This window comes from Marinobacter algicola DG893, assembly GCF_000170835.1.
Taxonomy (GTDB): Bacteria; Pseudomonadota; Gammaproteobacteria; order Pseudomonadales; family Oleiphilaceae; genus Marinobacter; species Marinobacter algicola.
On sequence record NZ_ABCP01000032.1, the window covers coordinates 21964 to 40604 of the forward strand.

At 58.1% G+C, this 18641-nt stretch carries 18 protein-coding genes; 6 read left to right on the plus strand and 12 right to left on the minus strand.

The features are described from left to right. Nucleotides 1–144: 144 nt before the first annotated feature. Genes MDG893_RS15825 through cmoB form a run of 5 tightly spaced genes read left to right on the plus strand, consistent with a single transcriptional unit; the run spans nucleotide 145 to nucleotide 3738 of the window. A complete protein-coding gene (locus MDG893_RS15825) occupies nucleotides 145–567 on the plus strand; it encodes a hypothetical protein (RefSeq protein ID WP_007154819.1) in 423 nt (140 codons plus the stop codon). Between the two features lie 9 nt (nucleotides 568–576). Then, entirely contained in the window at nucleotides 577–1578 is a 1002-nt protein-coding gene (locus MDG893_RS15830) for a serine/threonine protein kinase (protein ID WP_007154820.1), read from the plus strand. Nucleotides 1579–1611: 33 nt separating this feature from the next. Next, on the plus strand, nucleotides 1612–1983 hold the full coding sequence (locus tag MDG893_RS15835) for a PA3694 family proteiin (protein ID WP_007154821.1): 372 nt from the start codon (nucleotides 1612–1614) through the stop codon (nucleotides 1981–1983). Beyond that, nucleotides 1976–2731, plus strand: coding sequence for a carboxy-S-adenosyl-L-methionine synthase CmoA (cmoA, locus tag MDG893_RS15840; RefSeq protein ID WP_007154822.1), 756 nt, complete (start codon nucleotides 1976–1978; stop codon nucleotides 2729–2731). Before MDG893_RS15835 ends, cmoA begins: the two co-directional genes overlap by 8 nt. 11 nt (nucleotides 2732–2742) lie before the next feature. Beyond that, nucleotides 2743–3738 (plus strand): tRNA 5-methoxyuridine(34)/uridine 5-oxyacetic acid(34) synthase CmoB, encoded by a 996-nt coding sequence (gene cmoB, locus MDG893_RS15845; protein WP_007154823.1) that lies wholly within the window; start codon nucleotides 2743–2745, stop codon nucleotides 3736–3738. 23 nt (nucleotides 3739–3761) lie between these two features. Here the strand turns inward: cmoB and MDG893_RS15850 are convergent, their stop codons facing one another. The 11 genes from MDG893_RS15850 to MDG893_RS15900 form a co-directional block, all read right to left on the minus strand. After that, nucleotides 3762–5057 carry an adenylosuccinate synthase gene (locus tag MDG893_RS15850; protein WP_007154824.1) on the minus strand — a complete coding sequence of 432 codons (1296 nt, stop codon included), beginning with the start codon at nucleotides 5055–5057 and terminating at the stop codon, nucleotides 3762–3764. A gap of 83 nt (nucleotides 5058–5140) precedes the next feature. Then, nucleotides 5141–6322 (minus strand): ATP phosphoribosyltransferase regulatory subunit, encoded by a 1182-nt coding sequence (locus tag MDG893_RS15855; RefSeq protein WP_007154825.1) that lies wholly within the window; start codon nucleotides 6320–6322, stop codon nucleotides 5141–5143. 184 nt (nucleotides 6323–6506) lie between these two features. Beyond that, a complete protein-coding gene (hflC, locus tag MDG893_RS15860; protein ID WP_040474686.1) occupies nucleotides 6507–7382 on the minus strand; it encodes a protease modulator HflC in 876 nt (291 codons plus the stop codon). A 2-nt stretch (nucleotides 7383–7384) separates the two neighbouring features. After that, nucleotides 7385–8581 carry an FtsH protease activity modulator HflK gene (gene hflK / locus MDG893_RS15865; RefSeq protein ID WP_007154827.1) on the minus strand — a complete coding sequence of 399 codons (1197 nt, stop codon included), beginning with the start codon at nucleotides 8579–8581 and terminating at the stop codon, nucleotides 7385–7387. 78 nt (nucleotides 8582–8659) lie between these two features. Beyond that, a complete protein-coding gene (gene hflX, locus MDG893_RS15870) occupies nucleotides 8660–9958 on the minus strand; it encodes a ribosome rescue GTPase HflX (RefSeq protein WP_007154828.1) in 1299 nt (432 codons plus the stop codon). Nucleotides 9959–10077: 119 nt separating this feature from the next. Further along, nucleotides 10078–10326 carry an RNA chaperone Hfq gene (gene hfq, locus MDG893_RS15875; RefSeq protein WP_007154829.1) on the minus strand — a complete coding sequence of 83 codons (249 nt, stop codon included), beginning with the start codon at nucleotides 10324–10326 and terminating at the stop codon, nucleotides 10078–10080. A 40-nt stretch (nucleotides 10327–10366) separates the two neighbouring features. Beyond that, entirely contained in the window at nucleotides 10367–11410 is a 1044-nt protein-coding gene (gene miaA, locus MDG893_RS15880; protein ID WP_040474683.1) for a tRNA (adenosine(37)-N6)-dimethylallyltransferase MiaA, read from the minus strand. Between the two features lie 7 nt (nucleotides 11411–11417). Continuing rightward, on the minus strand, nucleotides 11418–13328 hold the full coding sequence (gene mutL, locus MDG893_RS15885) for a DNA mismatch repair endonuclease MutL (protein WP_007154831.1): 1911 nt from the start codon (nucleotides 13326–13328) through the stop codon (nucleotides 11418–11420). 19 nt (nucleotides 13329–13347) lie between these two features. Then, nucleotides 13348–14661 (minus strand): N-acetylmuramoyl-L-alanine amidase, encoded by a 1314-nt coding sequence (locus tag MDG893_RS15890; RefSeq protein WP_007154832.1) that lies wholly within the window; start codon nucleotides 14659–14661, stop codon nucleotides 13348–13350. A gap of 76 nt (nucleotides 14662–14737) precedes the next feature. Next, nucleotides 14738–15244, minus strand: a complete 507-nt coding sequence (gene tsaE, locus MDG893_RS15895; protein WP_007154833.1) for a tRNA (adenosine(37)-N6)-threonylcarbamoyltransferase complex ATPase subunit type 1 TsaE — start codon at nucleotides 15242–15244, stop codon at nucleotides 14738–14740. Next, a complete protein-coding gene (locus MDG893_RS15900) occupies nucleotides 15244–16815 on the minus strand; it encodes a bifunctional ADP-dependent NAD(P)H-hydrate dehydratase/NAD(P)H-hydrate epimerase (protein ID WP_007154834.1) in 1572 nt (523 codons plus the stop codon). Before MDG893_RS15900 ends, tsaE begins: the two co-directional genes overlap by 1 nt. A gap of 155 nt (nucleotides 16816–16970) precedes the next feature. Here MDG893_RS15900 and queG point away from each other — a divergent pair, with 155 nt between their 5' ends. Then, on the plus strand, nucleotides 16971–18035 hold the full coding sequence (queG, locus tag MDG893_RS15905) for a tRNA epoxyqueuosine(34) reductase QueG (protein ID WP_007154835.1): 1065 nt from the start codon (nucleotides 16971–16973) through the stop codon (nucleotides 18033–18035). Between the two features lie 17 nt (nucleotides 18036–18052). Here queG and orn read toward each other — a convergent pair whose 3' ends face one another. Then, nucleotides 18053–18595 carry an oligoribonuclease gene (gene orn, locus MDG893_RS15910; protein WP_007154836.1) on the minus strand — a complete coding sequence of 181 codons (543 nt, stop codon included), beginning with the start codon at nucleotides 18593–18595 and terminating at the stop codon, nucleotides 18053–18055. Nucleotides 18596–18641 lie beyond the last annotated feature (46 nt).

Sequence of the window (18641 nt, forward strand, 5' to 3'; positions counted from 1 at the left end):
TGACTTGAAGTCACCCGCGTTGTGTTTCGATCGTTTGTCAGCATCACCTGCACGCTCGGTGGCTAAAAAGCCCGAATCGCATTACGGTGTCGCCCCCGAAACGTTATACTTGCCCGTGAATTGAGTGCACGGAGCAGGGAACCGATGTCTGACAGGAAGCAGTTTATTATTGTAATGCTGGTGGCGGCCATATTTGTTGGCTGGCTTGGCTGGAGAGGCTTTGAAGTCATCAGCCTGAACCAGGCACTGAAGGCCGATGAAATGGTGGCCAACTACCCTTATCAGCATCGCGTCCTCAGGGTTGAAGGAGGGACCGCCATCATGAGTTCACTGCGCTCCCATGAAACCTCGACGCACGAAGCACTCACCACCATTTTTCCGAGCATGCGTAACCTGGGAGACAATGATCGTGACTGGCAACGGGCCGAGCGCGAATTGGCCCAAGTCCAGGCCCAGGCTGGCAACATCGTCCTCAGCGCGTCTGGCATTGATCGGGTGCGATGGGAGCTGGACGAAAACTGGTATCACCTTGCCAGCATGAAGTCCCAACAGAATTCGAGATACTAAACCTTATTTATGACCGAAACCTCCAGCCATCCATACGACGCCCTTACCCCCGATACCATCCTTGATGCCCTGGAAGACGCCGGGTTTGTGGTCAGTGGACGTCTGTTTGCCCTCAACAGCTACGAGAACCGTGTTTACCAGATTGGCATTGAAGACCAGCCACCGGTCATCGCCAAGTTTTATCGCCCGGGTCGCTGGAGCGAAGCCCAGATCCGGGAAGAACATCAGTTTACCGTCCAGTTGCTCGACGCAAGTATTCCGGTCGTTGCGCCAATGACTATGCCTTCCGGCGATACGCTGGGCCGCTGCGGGGACTTTCTGTTTGCCGTGTTTCAGCAACGGGGTGGGCAGGCACCCGACACCAGCGTGACAGATACCCTGTATCGTCTCGGCCAATGGCTGGGCCAGCTCCACAATATGGGTGACACGGAGTCTTTCAACCATCGCCCGGTCATGTCGATTCTTTCGGGCATTGAGAACAACAACCGATTCCTTACGGAAAACCGCTGGATTCCAGACGACCTTCGACCAGCATGGGACTCGCTGATTCCCGATCTTGTCGACCACTGCGCCCGTCGGATCGATGACGCTGGCGAGGTGCACTCCCTGAGAATTCATGGTGACTGCCACGCCGGCAACATCCTCTGCCGCGAGGAGCAGATGCTGTTTGTCGACCTGGACGATTGCCGCACCGGGCCGGCGATTCAGGACCTCTGGTTGTTGTTGAACGGTGATGACGTTGAGCGCGGCCAGCAATTCGGTGAACTACTGGAAGGCTATGAAATGTTCCGCGATTTCAATCGTCGCGAGCGGCATCTGATTGAACCCATGCGCTGCTTCCGCCAGATTTCGCACTGCACCTGGCTGGCCAAGCGCTGGGACGACCCGGCCTTCCCACGTTTCTTCCCCTGGTTTGCCCAGCCGCGTTTCTGGTCCGACCAGATCCTGTCACTTCGGGAACAACTGGCAGCGCTACAGGCCCCTTCCATTAATGTACCCGGCCAATACTGAGGCCGCTATTACCGACAGACCGGAGCACGACTGATGAGCCAGAGTGAGGCCCGATTTACCATCCGCAGCCTGATTGCCACTGCCATTACCACCATCATAGTCACCATTGTGGTTTTGGAGGCCAGCGGGCGGATAGATCACGCCGACAACAAAGATCACGTACCAGTGGGCGAGTTCGAGGCCGTTCATATCAAACCCGGTGAGGAGTTTCGCATGTCGCCCAAGTCTTCGGAACTGCATGCGGTCTGCGAGCAGGGTTATCTGGCCATCGCCGCCGATGTGGACCCGGATTTCCGGGGCATCCTCGTGGATTACAAGAACCGGGGTGTACGCTGCAGCCGAGGCCCGGCACCCGCACACGACAGGCCTGTCCATGAGGGCCAGGAGCCAGCAGACAATGGGTGACAGGAACAAAAAGCCGGGCCAGGCGCTGGACCGCCTGTTCGCCAATGAACGGGAAACCGGAGAATTCCGGTTTGACACATCGGTGGCTCGGGTATTTCCGGATATGATTCGGCGCTCAGTGCCGGGTTACACCACGATTATTCCGATGATTGAAGTAATCACCGAACAGTACGCCCGCCCTGGCAGTTACTGCTACGATCTCGGCTGCTCGCTCGGCGCCTCCACTCTGGCCATGCGTCATGGCATTGGGGACCGCGACTGCACCCTCACGGGCGTGGACAACTCGGCTGCCATGATTGAGCGCTGCGAGCACTACATTGCTCTGGATGACCACCCATTGCCGGTTTCACTGCGGTGCGAGGACATCCTCGACACGCCGATTGAGAACGCGTCGGTGACCACCCTGAACTTCACACTGCAGTTCGTGGCGCCAGACCGACGCGCAGAACTGATGGGCCGAATTGCCAGCGCCACTCTGCCTGGCGGAGTACTGATTCTCTCCGAGAAAATTCGCTTTGAATCCGATACCGAGCAATCAACACAGACGCAACTCCATCACGAGTTCAAGCGGGCCAACGGCTATTCCGACCTGGAGATCAGCCAGAAGCGTTCCGCCCTGGAACAGGTGTTGATACCGGAAACCCTGGCCGAACACCGTGAGAGACTGATAAACGCGGGGTTCAGTCAGGTGATGGTTTGGTACCAGTGTTTCAACTTTGTTTCCATGCTCGCCATTAAATCGCACTGAACGGAGCTTTCATGACGACCTTCGACTGGCAGGGATGCTTTGCCCCGCTGCTTGACGATCTTGATAGCCGTGGCCTTGAACGCTGGCGGAAGCAGCTGCAACAGCAGCTACAAAAGCGCTTTGACGACAACCCCCATGGGGATATTGCCCGATGGAAGCGGGCTCTGGACACCCTGCCCCACATTGATGATGTCAATGCGAATCTGAACCAGTCGGCCATTGCCCTCAACACCGGCCAGACCCTCAGCGCGCAAGACCGTGCAAATCTTGAAGACGGACTGCGAGGACTGATGCCATGGCGTAAGGGCCCGTTTGAGTTCTTTGGCACCTATATCGACACCGAGTGGCGTTCTGACTGGAAGTGGGACCGGGTGGCCCCCTACCTGTCTGACCTGAGTGGTCGGCAGATACTGGACGTCGGTTGCGGCTCTGGCTATCACTGTTGGCGTATGCTGGGCGAAGGAGCCGGCCGGGTGATCGGTATCGACCCGGGACTGCTCTTCCTGTTCCAGTTTCTCAGCGTCAAACAGTATGTAGGCCCGGAGCAGCGCATTGACCTGCTGCCGGTGCGCGCGGAAGATCTGCCACCAAAGCTGGAAGCGTTCGATACCACTTTCTCAATGGGCGTGCTCTACCATCGCCGCTCACCACTGGACCACTTACTGGAGTTGAAAGACACACTCCGTCCGGGAGGCGAACTGGTGCTGGAAACGCTGATAGCGGATGGGCCGGAAGGTTACAGTCTGATGCCGGAGGACCGCTACGGCCGGATGCGCAACGTCTGGTTCCTGCCCAGTTGCGACACGCTGTTACGCTGGCTGGATCGTACCGGTTTTCGCAATGCTCGCGTGGTGGATGTGACAGAAACAACGACCGAGGAGCAACGCAGCACTGACTGGATGCAATTCCAGTCGCTGCAGGACTTTCTTGACCCGGACGACCCAACGAAGACCGTGGAAGGTTATCCGGGCCCGAAAAGGGCGACGGTTATCGCGGACAAGCCCTGAAGCTGCCCGCGATAAGCCAGGTGTTACTCGCCGAAGGGGTGGCGCAGAATGACCGTCTCCACCCGGTCAGGACCGGTGGAAATGATATCGATCGGTGCTTCGATCTGCTCTTCCAGAAAACGGATATAGGCCCTGGCGTTCTCCGGCAACTGGTCCAGGCCGGTCAGGCCTACAGTGCTCTCCTGCCACCCCGGAAGCTCCGCGTACACCGGCTCGATGTCCTTGTAGGTGTCGCAACCGATCGGCGGGCGGGTAATCTCGCCATTAGGCGTTTTGTAGCCAATGCACACCTTCACCGTGTCCATGCCATCGAGTACGTCCAGCTTGGTCAGGCAGATACCCGATACGCTGTTAATCTGGATGGCATGACGCAGTGCAACCGCATCAAACCAGCCACAACGGCGTGAACGCCCGGTGGTGGTACCAATCTCGTTGCCCTTGACCGCCAGGTGATGGCCCATATCGTCAAACAGCTCGGTCGGGAACGGACCTGAACCGACACGAGTGGTGTAGGCCTTGGTGATCCCCAGCACGTAATCCAGGAACAGCGGCCCAAAACCAGACCCCGTGGCAGTACCGCCAGCCGTGGTATTTGAGGAAGTGACGTAGGGGTAGGTACCCAGGTCAATGTCCAGCAGCGAGCCCTGCGCACCTTCAAAGAGGATGTGCTCGCCGCGCTTGCGAAGGTCATGGAGAATATCCGTGACGTCAGCAGACATGGGGAGAATTTCCTCGCCCATGGCCATCAGCTCGGAAAAGGCCTGATCAATGTCCTCGGGCTCTTCCTTGAAGTACTCGGTCAACACGAAGTTATGATAGGACATGATTTCCCGGAGCTTCTCTTCGAAGCTTTTCGGATCACACAGGTCCCCAACGCGAACCCCGCGGCGGGAAACCTTATCTTCGTAGGCCGGTCCAATACCGCGGCCGGTGGTGCCGATTTTGTCGACACCTCGCGCGCGCTCGCGCGCCTGATCGATACGGACGTGGGTCTTGAGGATGACCGGGCATGCCAGGCTGATTTTCAGACGCTCCCGCACAGCAACCCCGTTGCCTTCGAGTTCTCGGACTTCCTTCAGCAACGCTTCCGGAGAGAGCACAACGCCGTTGCCGATCAGGCACTGAACGTTCTGGCGAAGAATGCCAGACGGAATCAGATGAAGGGCGGTTTTCTTGCCTTCAATAACCAGGGTATGGCCGGCATTATGGCCGCCCTGAAAGCGTACCACCGCCGCAACCTTATCGGTCAGCAGGTCAACAATCTTGCCTTTTCCTTCATCACCCCATTGGGTGCCCAGCACTACAACGTTTTTACCCATGACTCTCTCTCAATGCGGCCTCGTCAAACGACGAGGGTGCCCGCAGGTTTACCTGTAAATGAGTGGCCCGACCCCGAAGGTCATCAGTCCAGCTGTTCCACGACCCACTGGCCGTCACGCTTCACCAGGGCGCGGTCGCAATTACGCGAGCCCGGATCAACGCCTTCGTCTTCCGGCAGGGCACGGATAACCGTTTCCGTCATCCGCAGGCCGGAAATCACACCAACCAGCGCAGGGTCTTCGGTGGCTGGCGCCCATATTGCCTTACCGGCGCGGCTAGCTCGCTGACCTAGTGAGACCAGCGCGCGGATATCAAGACTGAAGCCCGTCGCCGGACGTGCGCGGCCGAAGTCGCTGCCAATGGCATCGTAGCGGCCACCCTTGGCAACCGCATCGCCGTGCCCCGGCACGTAGGCCGCGAACACCAGCCCGGTGTGATAGTTGTATCCACGAAGCTCACAAAAATCGAACCCAAAGCTTACTTCTGGATAGTTTCCGGCCAGCATATCCGCCACCCGATCCAGCTGATCCAGCGCCTGACGAAGCGGTTCCGGCGCACCCTCAAGTATGCGCTTTGCCTCACGTAGGGCGTCCTTTCCACCACTGACGCGGGCCAACTCCCTGAGCATGCTCCCAGCGGAACCCGGGGGACACCCGCCAAGCAGTTCATCCAGTTCCGGCACCGACTTGCGGGCCATGGCATCAAAGATCGCCGCGCCGGTATCGCGATCAAACCCGGCTTCTCCGACCAACGTCTCGTAGATCGCGACATGGGCAAGATCCAGATGGATTCGGGGTAAACCCGACACTCGCAGTGTTTCGAGCATCAGGCTGATCACTTCCATATCCGCCGATTCGGAAGCACTTCCGAACAGTTCGCAACCAGCCTGGATAGGCGTACGTCCCGTCAGCATATGGCGTGGCCGGGTATGGAGTACATGCCCGGCATAACACAGCCGAGTGATGCCTTCCTGGCCTAGGGTATGGGCATCAATGCGCGCCGCCTGTGGCGTCATGTCGGCACGAAGCCCCATCATCCGACCGGTCAGTTGATCAGTCAGCTTGAAGGTCTGGAGCTCCAGGTCGTGGCCGGTGCCAGTAAAAAGTGATTCGAGGTATTCGATCAACGGTGGGATAACCAGCTGGTAACCCCAACGCTGGCAGGTATCCATTACATCCCGGCGCAGGGATTCAATCTGTCCAGCCAGCGGCGGAAGAATGTCTTCCACACCGTCCGGCAGTAGCCAGCGATCAGATACTGTCATGAGATTCGGTTGTCCGTTCTGTCCCGGGGCGGAAGCTTCTTGCCACGAGAGTGCACAGGATTTAGGGCGATGCTCGGGGAAAGATAAAAACCCGAACCAAAACCGGCAGAATTTTACACTGTTGGCAGGCACAAAAAAACCGGAATACCGAGGTATTCCGGTTTTGTCGTTGCCATCGTCGTGGTTAGCGGTTGCCCTGGGGGTCCTTCAGGAACCTCAGGAAGTCGCTATCAGTGTCGATGACCATGATGTCGTCTTCGTTGGCGAAGGTGTTCTGATAGGCTTCCAGACTGCGATAGAAGCTATAGAACTCGCTATTTGAACCGTACGCATCGGCATAGATCTGAGCGGCCTGCCCATCGCCTTCACCGCGCATTTCCTCTGCTTTGGCAAAGGCTTCCGCCAGGATAACGGTGCGTTGGCGATCAGCATCCGCACGAATACCCTCGGCCAACTCGCGACCGCGAGAGCGGAACTCCTGCGCCAGCTTTTCACGTTCAGTAGCCATGCGGCGATAAACGTTCTGACTTACCTGCCCCGGGAACTCGATGGCTTTAACGCGGATATCCACCACTTCAATGCCAAATTCCTTGAGCGAGGTCTCGTTCACACGGTCCCGCAGGGTGTGCATCAGCTCGTCACGCTGACCGGACACAACCTCAACCATGGTCCGAACACCGAACTCATCCCGTAAGCCATTGTCCACCCGCGACAACAGCAACTCGGAGGCGCGGTACTCGTCACCGCCGGTGGCACGGTAGAACTGGTCCACGTCGCGAATCTTCCAGGCGATGTAGGAGTCCACATCAAGAGGCTTCTTCTCGATCGTCAGGTACTGACGCGACGGAAGGTCGGTGGTCAGCAGGCGGATATCAAACTCCCGCACCTGATCAATCACCGGCACCTTGAAATGAATACCCGCTTTGATGTCTGTTTCGATCAGTTCACCAAACCGAAGCAGCACACCCCGGTGGGTTTCCGGAATGATGTACACACTGGAGAGCGTAACGAGTACGACGATCAGGGCACCAGCAAGGCCTACAATACTTTTGGGTCCCAACATTATCTGCTCCTCCGAACGCCGCTATCCTGCCTGCCTCGCAGCTCTTGAATTACCTGGTCTGACAGGGTCTTGATGTCGATGTCACTGCCGGAGCTTCCGGAACCACCCTGGCCGCCGGTGTTGGCACCGGAACGATTCGTCAGCCTATCCAGAGGCAGATACATCATATTGTCGCTGCTCTGGGTGTCCACCAGCACTTTACTGGTATTTGACAGAACACCTTCAAGCGCCTGGATATACATGCGCTCACGGGTGACTTCCGGTGCGGTCTGGTACACATCAAGAACCGCCAGGAAGCGTGAGGTTTCACCACGGGCACGCTCAATCACCTCCTCCTTGTAGGCCGCGGCCTCTTCAGTCAGGCGCTGTGCCCGGCCACGGGCTTCAGGGACCACTTTATTGCGGTAGGTTTCGGCTTCTTCCTTGACCTGCTGTTCGTCCTCACGGGCGCGCTGAACTTCGCGGAAGGCATCCTGCACCGCATCGGGTGGTTGAGTACTCTCGACGTTGACACGAACAATGGTCAAGCCAGTACCGTATTCTTCCAGAAAGCTCTGCAGGCGCTGCTCCACACGAACAGCCAACTCGGCACGACCTTCCGTCAACACGTCGTCGAGTGTTGAACTGCCAACTTCATGGCGCAAGGCGCTGTCAGTAGCGAAAGCCAATGCCTGATTGGAATCACGGACGTTCAGCACGTAAGACTTGGCATCGCCAACACGATACTGAACCTGAAGGTCAACAGAGACGAGGTTTTCATCCTGCGTCAGCATCTGGCCAGTGGACTCCGCATTCCGGACGTTTGTCACCCGGACCAGATACACGCTATCGATCAACGGAACCTTGAAGCGCAGGCCCGGCGTTTCAGTACGACTGAACTCGCCAAAGCGCAGTACAACCGCGCGCTCCTGCTCGTTCACGGTGTAGAACGACTGAAAGATCACGTATCCGGCAAAAATGATGGCCGCCAGCGCCAGGATGGCCCCAAAACCGCCGGCACCGCCGCCCGAGGACGAACTGCCGCCATTGCCTCCGGACTTGTTGCCCTTGCCACCCAACAAACGGTTGAGCTTGTCGAGACCCTTTTTCAGCGCCTCGTCCAGGTCCGGTGGGCCCTGATCATTTCCGCCACGACCGCCACCGGTGCCCCAAGGGTCATTGTCGTTGCGGTTTCCACCCGGTTCATTCCAGGCCATAGTGTTCTCCGTTCCAAACTAATCGAATGGCTGCAAATACTAGGGATTTATAAGCGCCCCGGCAATAGCACAGCCGGCCTATGTACGTTGTTCGTCAAGCCTTACATCATTTTCGCGCACGCCAGCGCGGCTCAAAAGCTGTAACCAGTCGCGATGCTGAAGACGTACTTCCAGTACCGAATCCCCGCTATCACGGTGATTTTCCGTCACTACCGAGCCCGCTTCGTGCAAAAGCGCCCTTAACTTGCCGTCCGTCGGGCCCAGCAGCACGAATTGGTGGATCACGTCTTCCGCCAATCGCTCGACGATGGTATCAAACAGGTCTTCAAGCCCTTCCCCGGTGACCGCAGAAACCCAGACACGAACGGGAACACCATCTTCGTTGCGCTCAACCCGCGGCTGGAAGTTATCCAGCAAGTCGATCTTGTTGAAAACCTGCAGCACCGGAATCTCGTCGGCGCCAATTTCCGCCAGCACCTCTTCTACCTGCTCCATGTTCTCGTCACGCCGGTGATCGTGGCAGTCAATGATGTGCAGCAAAATAGAAGCTTCTGTGGTTTCTTCAAGGGTGGCACGAAAGGCCTCAACCAATTTATGGGGAAGGTGACGGATAAAGCCAACCGTGTCGGCCATTACGACCGGGCCGATGTCCGGAAGTTCCAGCCGCCTGAGTGTTGGGTCCAGGGTCGCAAACAGCTGATCCGCCGCGTAAACAGTTGATGTCGTTATTCGGTTGAACAGCGTGGACTTGCCCGCGTTGGTGTAACCCACCAGGGAGACGGTTGGGATATCCGCACGCATTCGGGCCCGGCGACCCTGGTTGCGCTGTTTACGGACCTTTTCAAGGCGGCGATGAATGGATTTGATACGCTCCCGAAGCAACCGCCGGTCAGTCTCCAGCTGGGTTTCACCCGGGCCACGCAGTCCGATACCGCCTTTCTGGCGTTCTAGGTGCGTCCAGCCCCGGATAAGGCGGGTCGACATGTGCTCAAGTTGAGCCAGTTCCACCTGGAGCTTACCTTCATGGGTACGGGCACGCTGAGCGAAAATATCCAGGATAACGCCCGTGCGATCGAGCACACGACAACTCAGTTCACGCTCAATGTTTCGTTCCTGGCTGGGGCTGAGCGCGTGATTGAAAAGCACCACATCCGCTTCGTTGGCGGTCACGGCATCACGAATCTCTTCCAGCTTCCCCTCGCCAACAAACAGTCTCGGGCTGGGCTGCTTGCGCGAACCGGTGACAACGCCCACCGGTTCGACACCGGCGGACCAGACCAGTTCGCGGAACTCACCCAGATCCTCGGCTTCTTCGTGTGAGGAAAACTCGATATGAACGAGAATCGCCCGTTCACCAACGTCGGGACGCTCAAACAAGTAGCAACAACTCCAAGTCAGTCAGGCCGCACCTGTCACCAAAACAAACACCCGCGGCCCGAAGAACCTGTTCGGGCCCTTCGGGAGCGCGGGTGACAACACCGGTGTGCCCGGATAAATCAGTCTTCAGATTCTTCTCCGCCCGGGGCCTGTGGCGGAATACGAACGTTCCGCGCGGGCACCACAGTGGAAATGGCGTGCTTGTAGACCATCTGGCTGACAGTGTTTTTCAGCAAAATCACGAACTGGTCAAAAGACTCGATCTGGCCCTGAAGCTTGATACCATTGACCAGAAAGATGGAAACCGGAATGCGTTCCTTGCGTAATGCATTAAGGTAAGGGTCTTGTAGGGAGTGCCCTTTTGACATGTGTTTTCTCCTGTTTATAAGTAAAGGCAGATCGTCAACTTCAATTGTTAAATGTGGTGCGAAACTCAATAATTTTCAAGGCAGTGTCTGATATAAGTTTGTCGCCACTGTCCAGCCAGTCCACATCGGACCACTTTCGCAACCAGGTCAGCTGTCGCTTGGCAAGCTGCCGGGTAGCAGCAACGCCCTTGTCCACCATGGTGTCGTAATCATAATCACCGGCCAGATGAGCCCAGCCCTGGCGATATCCGACACAACGCATGGAGGGCAGGCCAGCGTTCAGATCACCCCTGGCCTTCAGCACCCTGACCTCATCAAGAAAACCCGCATTCAGCATGGCGTTGAAACGCAGGGCTATTCTTTCATGGAGCACCCGCCTCTCGGCGGGAGCCATCGCAAGCTGCACTACAGTATACGGAAGAGACGGCGATTCGTCTGCCTGCCATTGGGTGAAATAGGTGTAATCCTCAATGCCGTCACTGTTCTGACGGCCCTCTGCCTGAACGCTGCTCGCCTTGTCCTGCCATATTGAGGAAATCGGCCGCCCCGTCAGACGAATCACTTCAAGCGCCCGAATGAGTCGCTGCCGGTTATTCTGATGAATGAGCCTGGCCGCCACCGGGTCCTGCCGCTCCAGCTCCTGGTGAAGAGCCCCCCAACCTCGCTCCCTGGCTTCCTGCGCAAGAGACTCACGAACGCCCGGATCGGCAGACGGCAGGTCGGACATACCATGCAGCAATGCCTTGAAGTACATCATGGTGCCACCGACCAACAACGGAATCCGCCCCGCGGACACAATGTCGTCCATTTCACGCAGGGCATCGCGACGAAAGTCTGCTGCCGAGTAGGTTTCAGCAGGGTCACAGATATCGATTAACCGGTGCGGAGCCTGGGAGAGTTCCTCATGCGAGGGCTTGGCGGTTCCAATGTCCATACCCCGGTAAATCATCGCCGAATCAACACTGATGATGTCGCAGGGAAGTCGCTGGCAGAGCTCGATGGCCAGGTCGGTCTTACCCGAAGCCGTCGGCCCCATCAAGCATATGACAAGGGGCTTCGAGTCTTTAGCTGTTGATACCGTCATACCGGTGTTAACGCCCACGCAGGAACAATTTGTCCAGCTCCGAGAGAGTCACCACAGTCCAGGTGGGCCGACCATGGTTGCACTGACCACTGCGTTCAGTGGCCTCCATGTCCCGCAACAGGGTGTTCATTTCCGGAATAGTCAGCTGACGATTGGCACGCACCGAGCCATGACATGCCATGGTGCCAAGCAATTCGTGTATAACTGCCTCGACACGGTCGCTTTCGCCGTTCTCAATCAGGTCAGACAGCACATCCCGAACCAGTTGCTCGGTGTCCGCGCCCCGCAGCAACGCAGGTACCTGTCTCACGGCGAGGGTTTCGGGGCCAATGCGCTCCACCCTCAACCCCAACTGCAAAAGTTCTTCACTATGGGTTTCCGCCAACGCCGCCTCTTTCTGGCTGACAGCCAGGGAAACCGGCACCAGCAGCGGCTGACTCTTCAGGTCCTGCGCCTCCAGGGCACGCTTCATACGCTCATAGGTGATGCGTTCATGAGCCGCATGCATATCCACCACGATCATGCCCTGACGGCTCTGGGCCAGGATATAAATTCCATGCAACTGGGCAATAGCGTAGCCAAGGGGCGGCTCATCACTGCTGTCCTGCGGTGGCGTAGGAGCCGCAACGGCCAAATCACCGGAGTCGGCCATCGCGGGCTGCGCCCCGGTTCCACCGCCCCCATTCAGGGACTGGTAGAACGCCATCTGATCACGGGCCTGCCATTCATGCTGCGAGGGCCTCGGAGCCCCGGAAAAACCTGCATGCGGTGAGCTGCCGCCGGAATCTGCAAACGGTTCGGACGCGGGCTGATGATTGACACCGGGCATGGCAGCCTGAACACCAAAACCACCGGTTGCCGTACCAGCCTCCCGACCGTGGGACTGGGCCACCGCTCCCTTAAGATGATCATCCGGGCGCACATCTGCCAGCGCCTTGTGAAGCGTCCGGAAAATAAAATCGTGAACCAGGCGCCCATCGCGAAAACGCACTTCGTGCTTGGTGGGGTGAACATTCACGTCCACGTTTGCGGGGTCCACTTCCAGATACAGCACGAACGCCGGGTGACGGTTGTTGTAAAGCACATCCCGGTAAGCCTGACGCACGGCATGCGCCACCAGCCGGTCCCTTATCACCCGCCCGTTGACGAAAAAGTACTGCAGATCGGCCTGGCTGCGGGAAAAGGTTGGCAGGGCGACCCAGCCCCAGAGCTTCAACCCCGTGGCCTCAGCATCGATCACCACGGCATTGTCGATAAACTGCTGACCACATAGAGAGCCAATCCGACGCTCCCGGTCCAGCGGATTCTCCGCCGGCCTGAGGCTCTGGACCACACGCTGGTTATGTCGAAGCGTAAACCCGGTATCGAATCGACTCAGGGCCTGGCGACGAATGCATTCTTCAACATGGTTGAACTCGGTCTTCTCAGTACGGAGAAACTTGCGGCGGGCGGGCGTATTAAAGAACAGGTCACGGACTTCCACTGTCGTGCCCACCGGATGGGCCGCCGGGGAAATGCTGGCGTCCATGTCGCGCCCTTCCACTTCCACCCGTGAGGCCGCCTCCTGTCGCTCTGTACGTGAGGTCAGTGCCAGCCTGGACACCGAACTGATACTGGCCAGCGCCTCACCCCGGAAACCAAGGGACGCCACGGCTTCAAGATCTTCGAGATTTTCAATCTTGCTGGTGGCATGGCGGCTGAGCGCGAGGGGCAGGTCCGTCTCGTCAATGCCCATGCCGTCATCGCGCACCCGGATCAGCTTGACGCCCCCCTGCTCCACCTCGATATCGACCCGGCGGGCACCGGCGTCGAGCGCATTTTCTACCAGCTCTTTCACGACCGAAGCCGGGCGCTCAACCACCTCGCCGGCAGCGATCTGGTTGGCCAGGCGGGGCGTCAGTAATCGAATGGAGGGCATGTTACCAGGGGACCTCGTGTCAGGATGCAGGAATACGAATGGTTTGCCCTACCATAACACGGTCATCATTGAGGCCGTTATACTGCATCAGTTCGCTGACGGTTGTCTGGTTCTCACGAGCGACACCCGAGAGCGTATCACCCCGGCGAATCCGGTATTGGCTGACGCTGCCATCGCCACGGCCGTTTTGCTTCTGCCATGCCAGCAACGTGCCTGGCGGGGGCGTTTTCTGGAAATAGTCATCGATACCCCGAAACACCGCCTGCGACAGTTTTTCACGATACCAGGCGCTGGAAAGGTTCTGCTCTTCCTTGGGGTTGGAGATAAATCCCGCCTCAACGAGAACCGATGGAATATCGGGTGATTTCAACACCGCAAACGCAGCCTGCTCGACGCCTTTCTTGTGAAGCTTGGCGACACTGCCAAGCCTGCCGAGGATAGAGTCCCCGACACCGAGACTGGAATTGATACTGGCTGTCATGGACAGATCCAGCAGCACGCCGGCCAGCATGTCATCTCGACCATCGAGGGACACCCCGCCGGCACCCCCGATCAGGTCAGAGCGGTTCTCAGTCTTGGCCAACCAGCGGGCAGTTTCACTGGTCGCACCCCGCTGTGACAGCGCAAACACCGAAGCGCCACGCGGCTGGGGTGTGCGAAAGGCATCGGCATGAACCGATACGAACAGGTCAGCATTGTGTTTCCTGGCCAATAACGTACGGCTGCGCAAATCAATGTAGTAGTCACCGGTACGGGTGAGCCTGGCGGTATAACCCGGCTTGGCGTCAATCAGTTCCGCCAGGGTTTTTGACATCCTCAGCACCACGTCTTTTTCTCGGGTGCCCCGAGGTCCGATGGCTCCCGGGTCCTCACCGCCGTGGCCGGCATCAACCACCACGATAATATCCCGCTTGCCGTTGGCGTTCTCGGTGACGGTCGGCTCCGAAGGCTTTCGAGCCTTCAGTCCACCTTCGTCAATCAGGTCAACGACCAACCGGTGACCGTACTGCTGATTGGGTTCAAGCTGGAAGCTGCGCGGCTTGATGTCACTCTTCAGATCAAGCACTACCCGAAGGTCATTGCCGTTGCGTGGGGCGCTTCGAATACGCTTTACGGGACTGCCGGAGAGATCGAGCTTGTCAAAATCGGCCTTGAGCGTCGTATTCTCAAGATCAATCACCAGACGCGAAGGCCCCGACAGGGCAAACACCTTATGATCAACCTTGTTGGCAACATCCAGCACCAGCCGAGTATGGTCCGGCGCAGGCCAGATCCTCACGCCTTCCACATTAACGCCCGCCGTTGCTGCTATAGGAAACAACAGCGTCAGCATGACACTACCGGCCAGGCACCATCGGGAGAATATTCTTGCCATCATTTTTCTGCCCACCTGCACTGATCACACATAATTAACCTCGATAACTCGACAACGGTATTGCGGCAAGGCTGGCCTGCAACCCCGCACCGACAACCGTTACCGCCGAGACAAGCGCTCTACGCCCATCTCCATTGACGCTCAAACGTATCCAAAGGTCAGGTTCCGGAAGGATTCCCTGCCCCCTTTCAGGCCACTCAATCAAACAAAGGCACTGGCCCTGAAAATAATCACGTATACCCATGTATTCCAGCTCCTCCGGATCACCCAACCTGTAAAGGTCGAAGTGGTAAGCGGGAGGGCTCAGGTGCTCATACGGCTCCACAATGGTGTACGTCGGGCTTTTAACAGCCCCTTCATGGCCAAGGCCACGCATGACTCCACGGCTCAGGGTTGTCTTTCCCGTACCCAGGTTGCCTTCGAGAAACACTGTGGCTCTCTGCCCGGCCTGAACCACAACCGTAGCGAGCCCCCTTCCAAGGTTTTCCGTCGCCACCTCATCTTCCAGGAACAGCGAGAGCTCCTGCGCTGTAACGTTCATCATTCGTCTCCACCGACGCCAGCGGAACGACGACCCGGCTGGCGCTCAGAATCCACCAATACCTGTGACAGGGCCTCAATAACGTCCATCGGCAAAAGCCCCATATAACCGCGGGTTTCAGACGCCAGGTTCGCAGCCGCCAGATGCAATGCGGCCCCTGCCGACGTTGCAACACGGGCATCCTTCAGTTGAGCGTACAAACTGCCCAGCACGCCCGAAAGAACATCCCCCATGCCACCCGTTGCCATGCCAGGATTACTCCCGCTGACAACGTCTGGTACTGCGCCTCCGCCTGCGACCACCGTGCCGGCACCCTTAAGCAATACCACTCCGCCAAACATCTGGGAGATTCGCCCGGCAGCGCCTACACGATCCTCTTCAATTTCCGCCACATCACACGCCAGAAGCCGCGCCGCCTCTCCGGGATGCGGGGTAAGGATATGATTGTGTGCCGGCTGCGCCACCCGTGAGGCCATCAGGTTGAGCGCGTCTGCGTCGAGCACCCTTGGCTTACCGCTCGCAACGACTTGCTGAAGCATCTGCTGACCCCAGGCGCCCTGGCCAATGCCGGGGCCACAGACGATGACATCCGCCGCTTCAATCAACGGCGGCAACTCAGAACCATGAATCAGCCCCTGCACCATGATCGATGGGCAGCGAGCGAGCGCCGGTGAGACGTATTCCGGACGCGTGGCCAATGTAACCAGTCCGGCCCCGGTTCTCGCTGCTGATTCAGCTGCCAATAGGCCGGCACCGCCAAAACCCCGGTCCCCGGCCACCACAAGCACATGCCCGAAACGTCCCTTGTGCGCGGCCCTTGATCGCCTGGGGATGACCGCACGAATCGACGGCCAGTCAACCCGACGGGCCAGAGGCTGCTGACCGCTCTCGGAGGCCCAGTCATCGGTATCCAGTGACTCGAACAGGATGTCACCCCCACGCTCGGCCCCCTGCCCCGTAAACAGGCCGCTCTTGAGGCCAATAAAGGTCACTGTTGCGTCAGCCCGTATCGCCTGTCCGGCCACCGCCCCGGTGGTTGCGTTCAGACCGGACGGCAAATCAATCGCCAGAACGGGCGCGGGCGCCTCGTTGCAGGCGTCGATCATAGCCGCAAACGGCTCTCTGGGAGCACCCGTTACGCCGGTTCCCAGCATGGCATCCACGATTAACCCGGCGCCGGCAATGAACCGCTGCGCATCGCCGCTACCCAGGTCAGCAAGTTCCCGAACGTTTACTCCGTCGGCTACGGATTTTTGCCAGGCCTTGCGGGCATCACCGGACAGCTTTCCCGTCGGCGCAACGGCAATACAGTCCACCTCCAAACCATGGCGTACGGCGTTTGCCGCCACCAGATAACCGTCACCGCCATTGTTGCCGGCACCACACAGCACCAGAACCCTACCCGGCTCAGGCCAGTTGCGTACCAGCCTGCGAAACGCACCGGCAGCCGCGGCCTGCATAAGGTCAAATCCGTCAACCCCTTGTTGATCAATCACATAGCGATCAATCTCCCTCACCGCATCGGCGGAGTAGAGGTCTTCTGGTAAACTATGACCACCAGACAGGGGCATGAACGTCGGCTCCCGCTAAAGAATTCGGATTAAGAAAATCGGCCAGATACCTGTAAAGAATAGCAAAACAGTGGAAAAGGTCATAACTTAATCAAATTAAACTTCGTTACCGTTCGGGCCGCCGGGAAAACCGGCCGCCACTCGACTGGCATTCCATGACCGAATCGATCGACCAAAACCTCGAACTTCTGCCGGAACAGATCCAATCCTGGGCCCTGGAGCTCGGCTTTAGTGATGTCGGTATCACCCTCCCGGACACCGGCGCCCATGGAGCACGCCTGAAGGACTGGCTCCGAAAAGGATTTCATGGCGAGATGTCGTACATGGAAGATCATGGTGACAAACGCTATACCCCCACCTCACTGGTGGAAGGGACACAAAGGGTCATTTCCGTGCGGCTGGACTACCTGCCTGCGCCCGATAATCCGGGGCGAATACTCACTAACCCCGAGAAGGCCTACGTTACCCGTTATGCCACCGGGCGTGACTATCACAAGCTGATGCGAAAACGACTGGCAACTCTGGCAAAGCGCATTGACGAGGCGGTATCCGGATACGATTACAGGGCCTTTGTTGACAGCGCCCCCGTTCTGGAACGGGCCCTTGCCCAGCGCGCGGGCCTGGGCTGGATTGGCAAGAACAACATGCTGATTCACCCGAAAGCCGGGTCATTCTTCTTTCTTGGGGAGATCTTTACCAGTGCGCCACTACCGCTGGACGAGCCTTTCGACAAGGAACATTGCGGCAGTTGCGCCGCGTGCCTGGACGTCTGCCCCACCGATGCCTTTGAAGGCCCTCACAAACTCGATGCCCGAAAGTGCATCAGCTACCTCACCATCGAGCTTAAGGGCAGCATTCCGGAACAACTGCGTTCCAAGATGGGCAATCGCGTGTTCGGTTGCGACGATTGCCAGCTGGTCTGCCCGTGGAATAAATTCAGCAAACCGACGGCGGAACAAGACTTTCAGCCCCGCCACGGCCTCGACAACAGCGAATTGGCTACCCTGTTCCTGTGGACCGAGGAACAGTTCCTCAAACGCACCGAAGGCTCCGCCATCCGCCGCACCGGTTACGAGGGCTGGCTAAGAAACCTTGCGGTAGGCCTTGGCAATGCGCCATCGACCATTCCGGTGATCGAGGCCCTGAAACAGCGGGCTGACTTTCCGTCAGAGATGGTTCGGGAGCATGTGCACTGGGCCCTGCGCAGACACGGCTTATAGCTTGAAAGCGCTGTGGCCTACAGCTGGAAAAAGTGTTCCCGGTAATGCCGTAGCTCCTCAATGGAGTCGCGGATATCGTCCAGAGCCAGATGGCTGCCCTTCTTCTTCACCCCGTCCAGCACATCTGGTCGCCAGCGCCGGGCCAGCTCCTTGATGGTGCTCACATCCAGGTTGCGATAGTGGAAGAAAGCTTCCAGTTCCGGCATGTATTTCACCAGGAAGCGCCGGTCCTGGCCGATGCTATTGCCGCACAATGGGGACTGGCCGGGCTCCAGATACCGTTGCAGAAACTCCAGGGTTTTCTGTTCGGCGTCGATCTCACCGTACTTGCTGTCCTTTACCCGCTGGGTCAGTCCGCTCTCGCCGTGAGTACGGGTACACCACTCATCCATTTCACTGAGCAGTTTATCGGACTGGTGCACCGCGATCACCGGTCCTTCTTCGATCGTATTCAGATCAGAATCGGTGACGATAGTCGCGATTTCAATGATCCGTTCTTTTTCCGGATCCAAGCCCGTCATTTCCAGGTCAATCCAGACAAGATAGTTGGCTTCTGGCATTCATTGGTCTCCAGCGGTTAACTCGTGATTCGGGCAACGGCCGGGC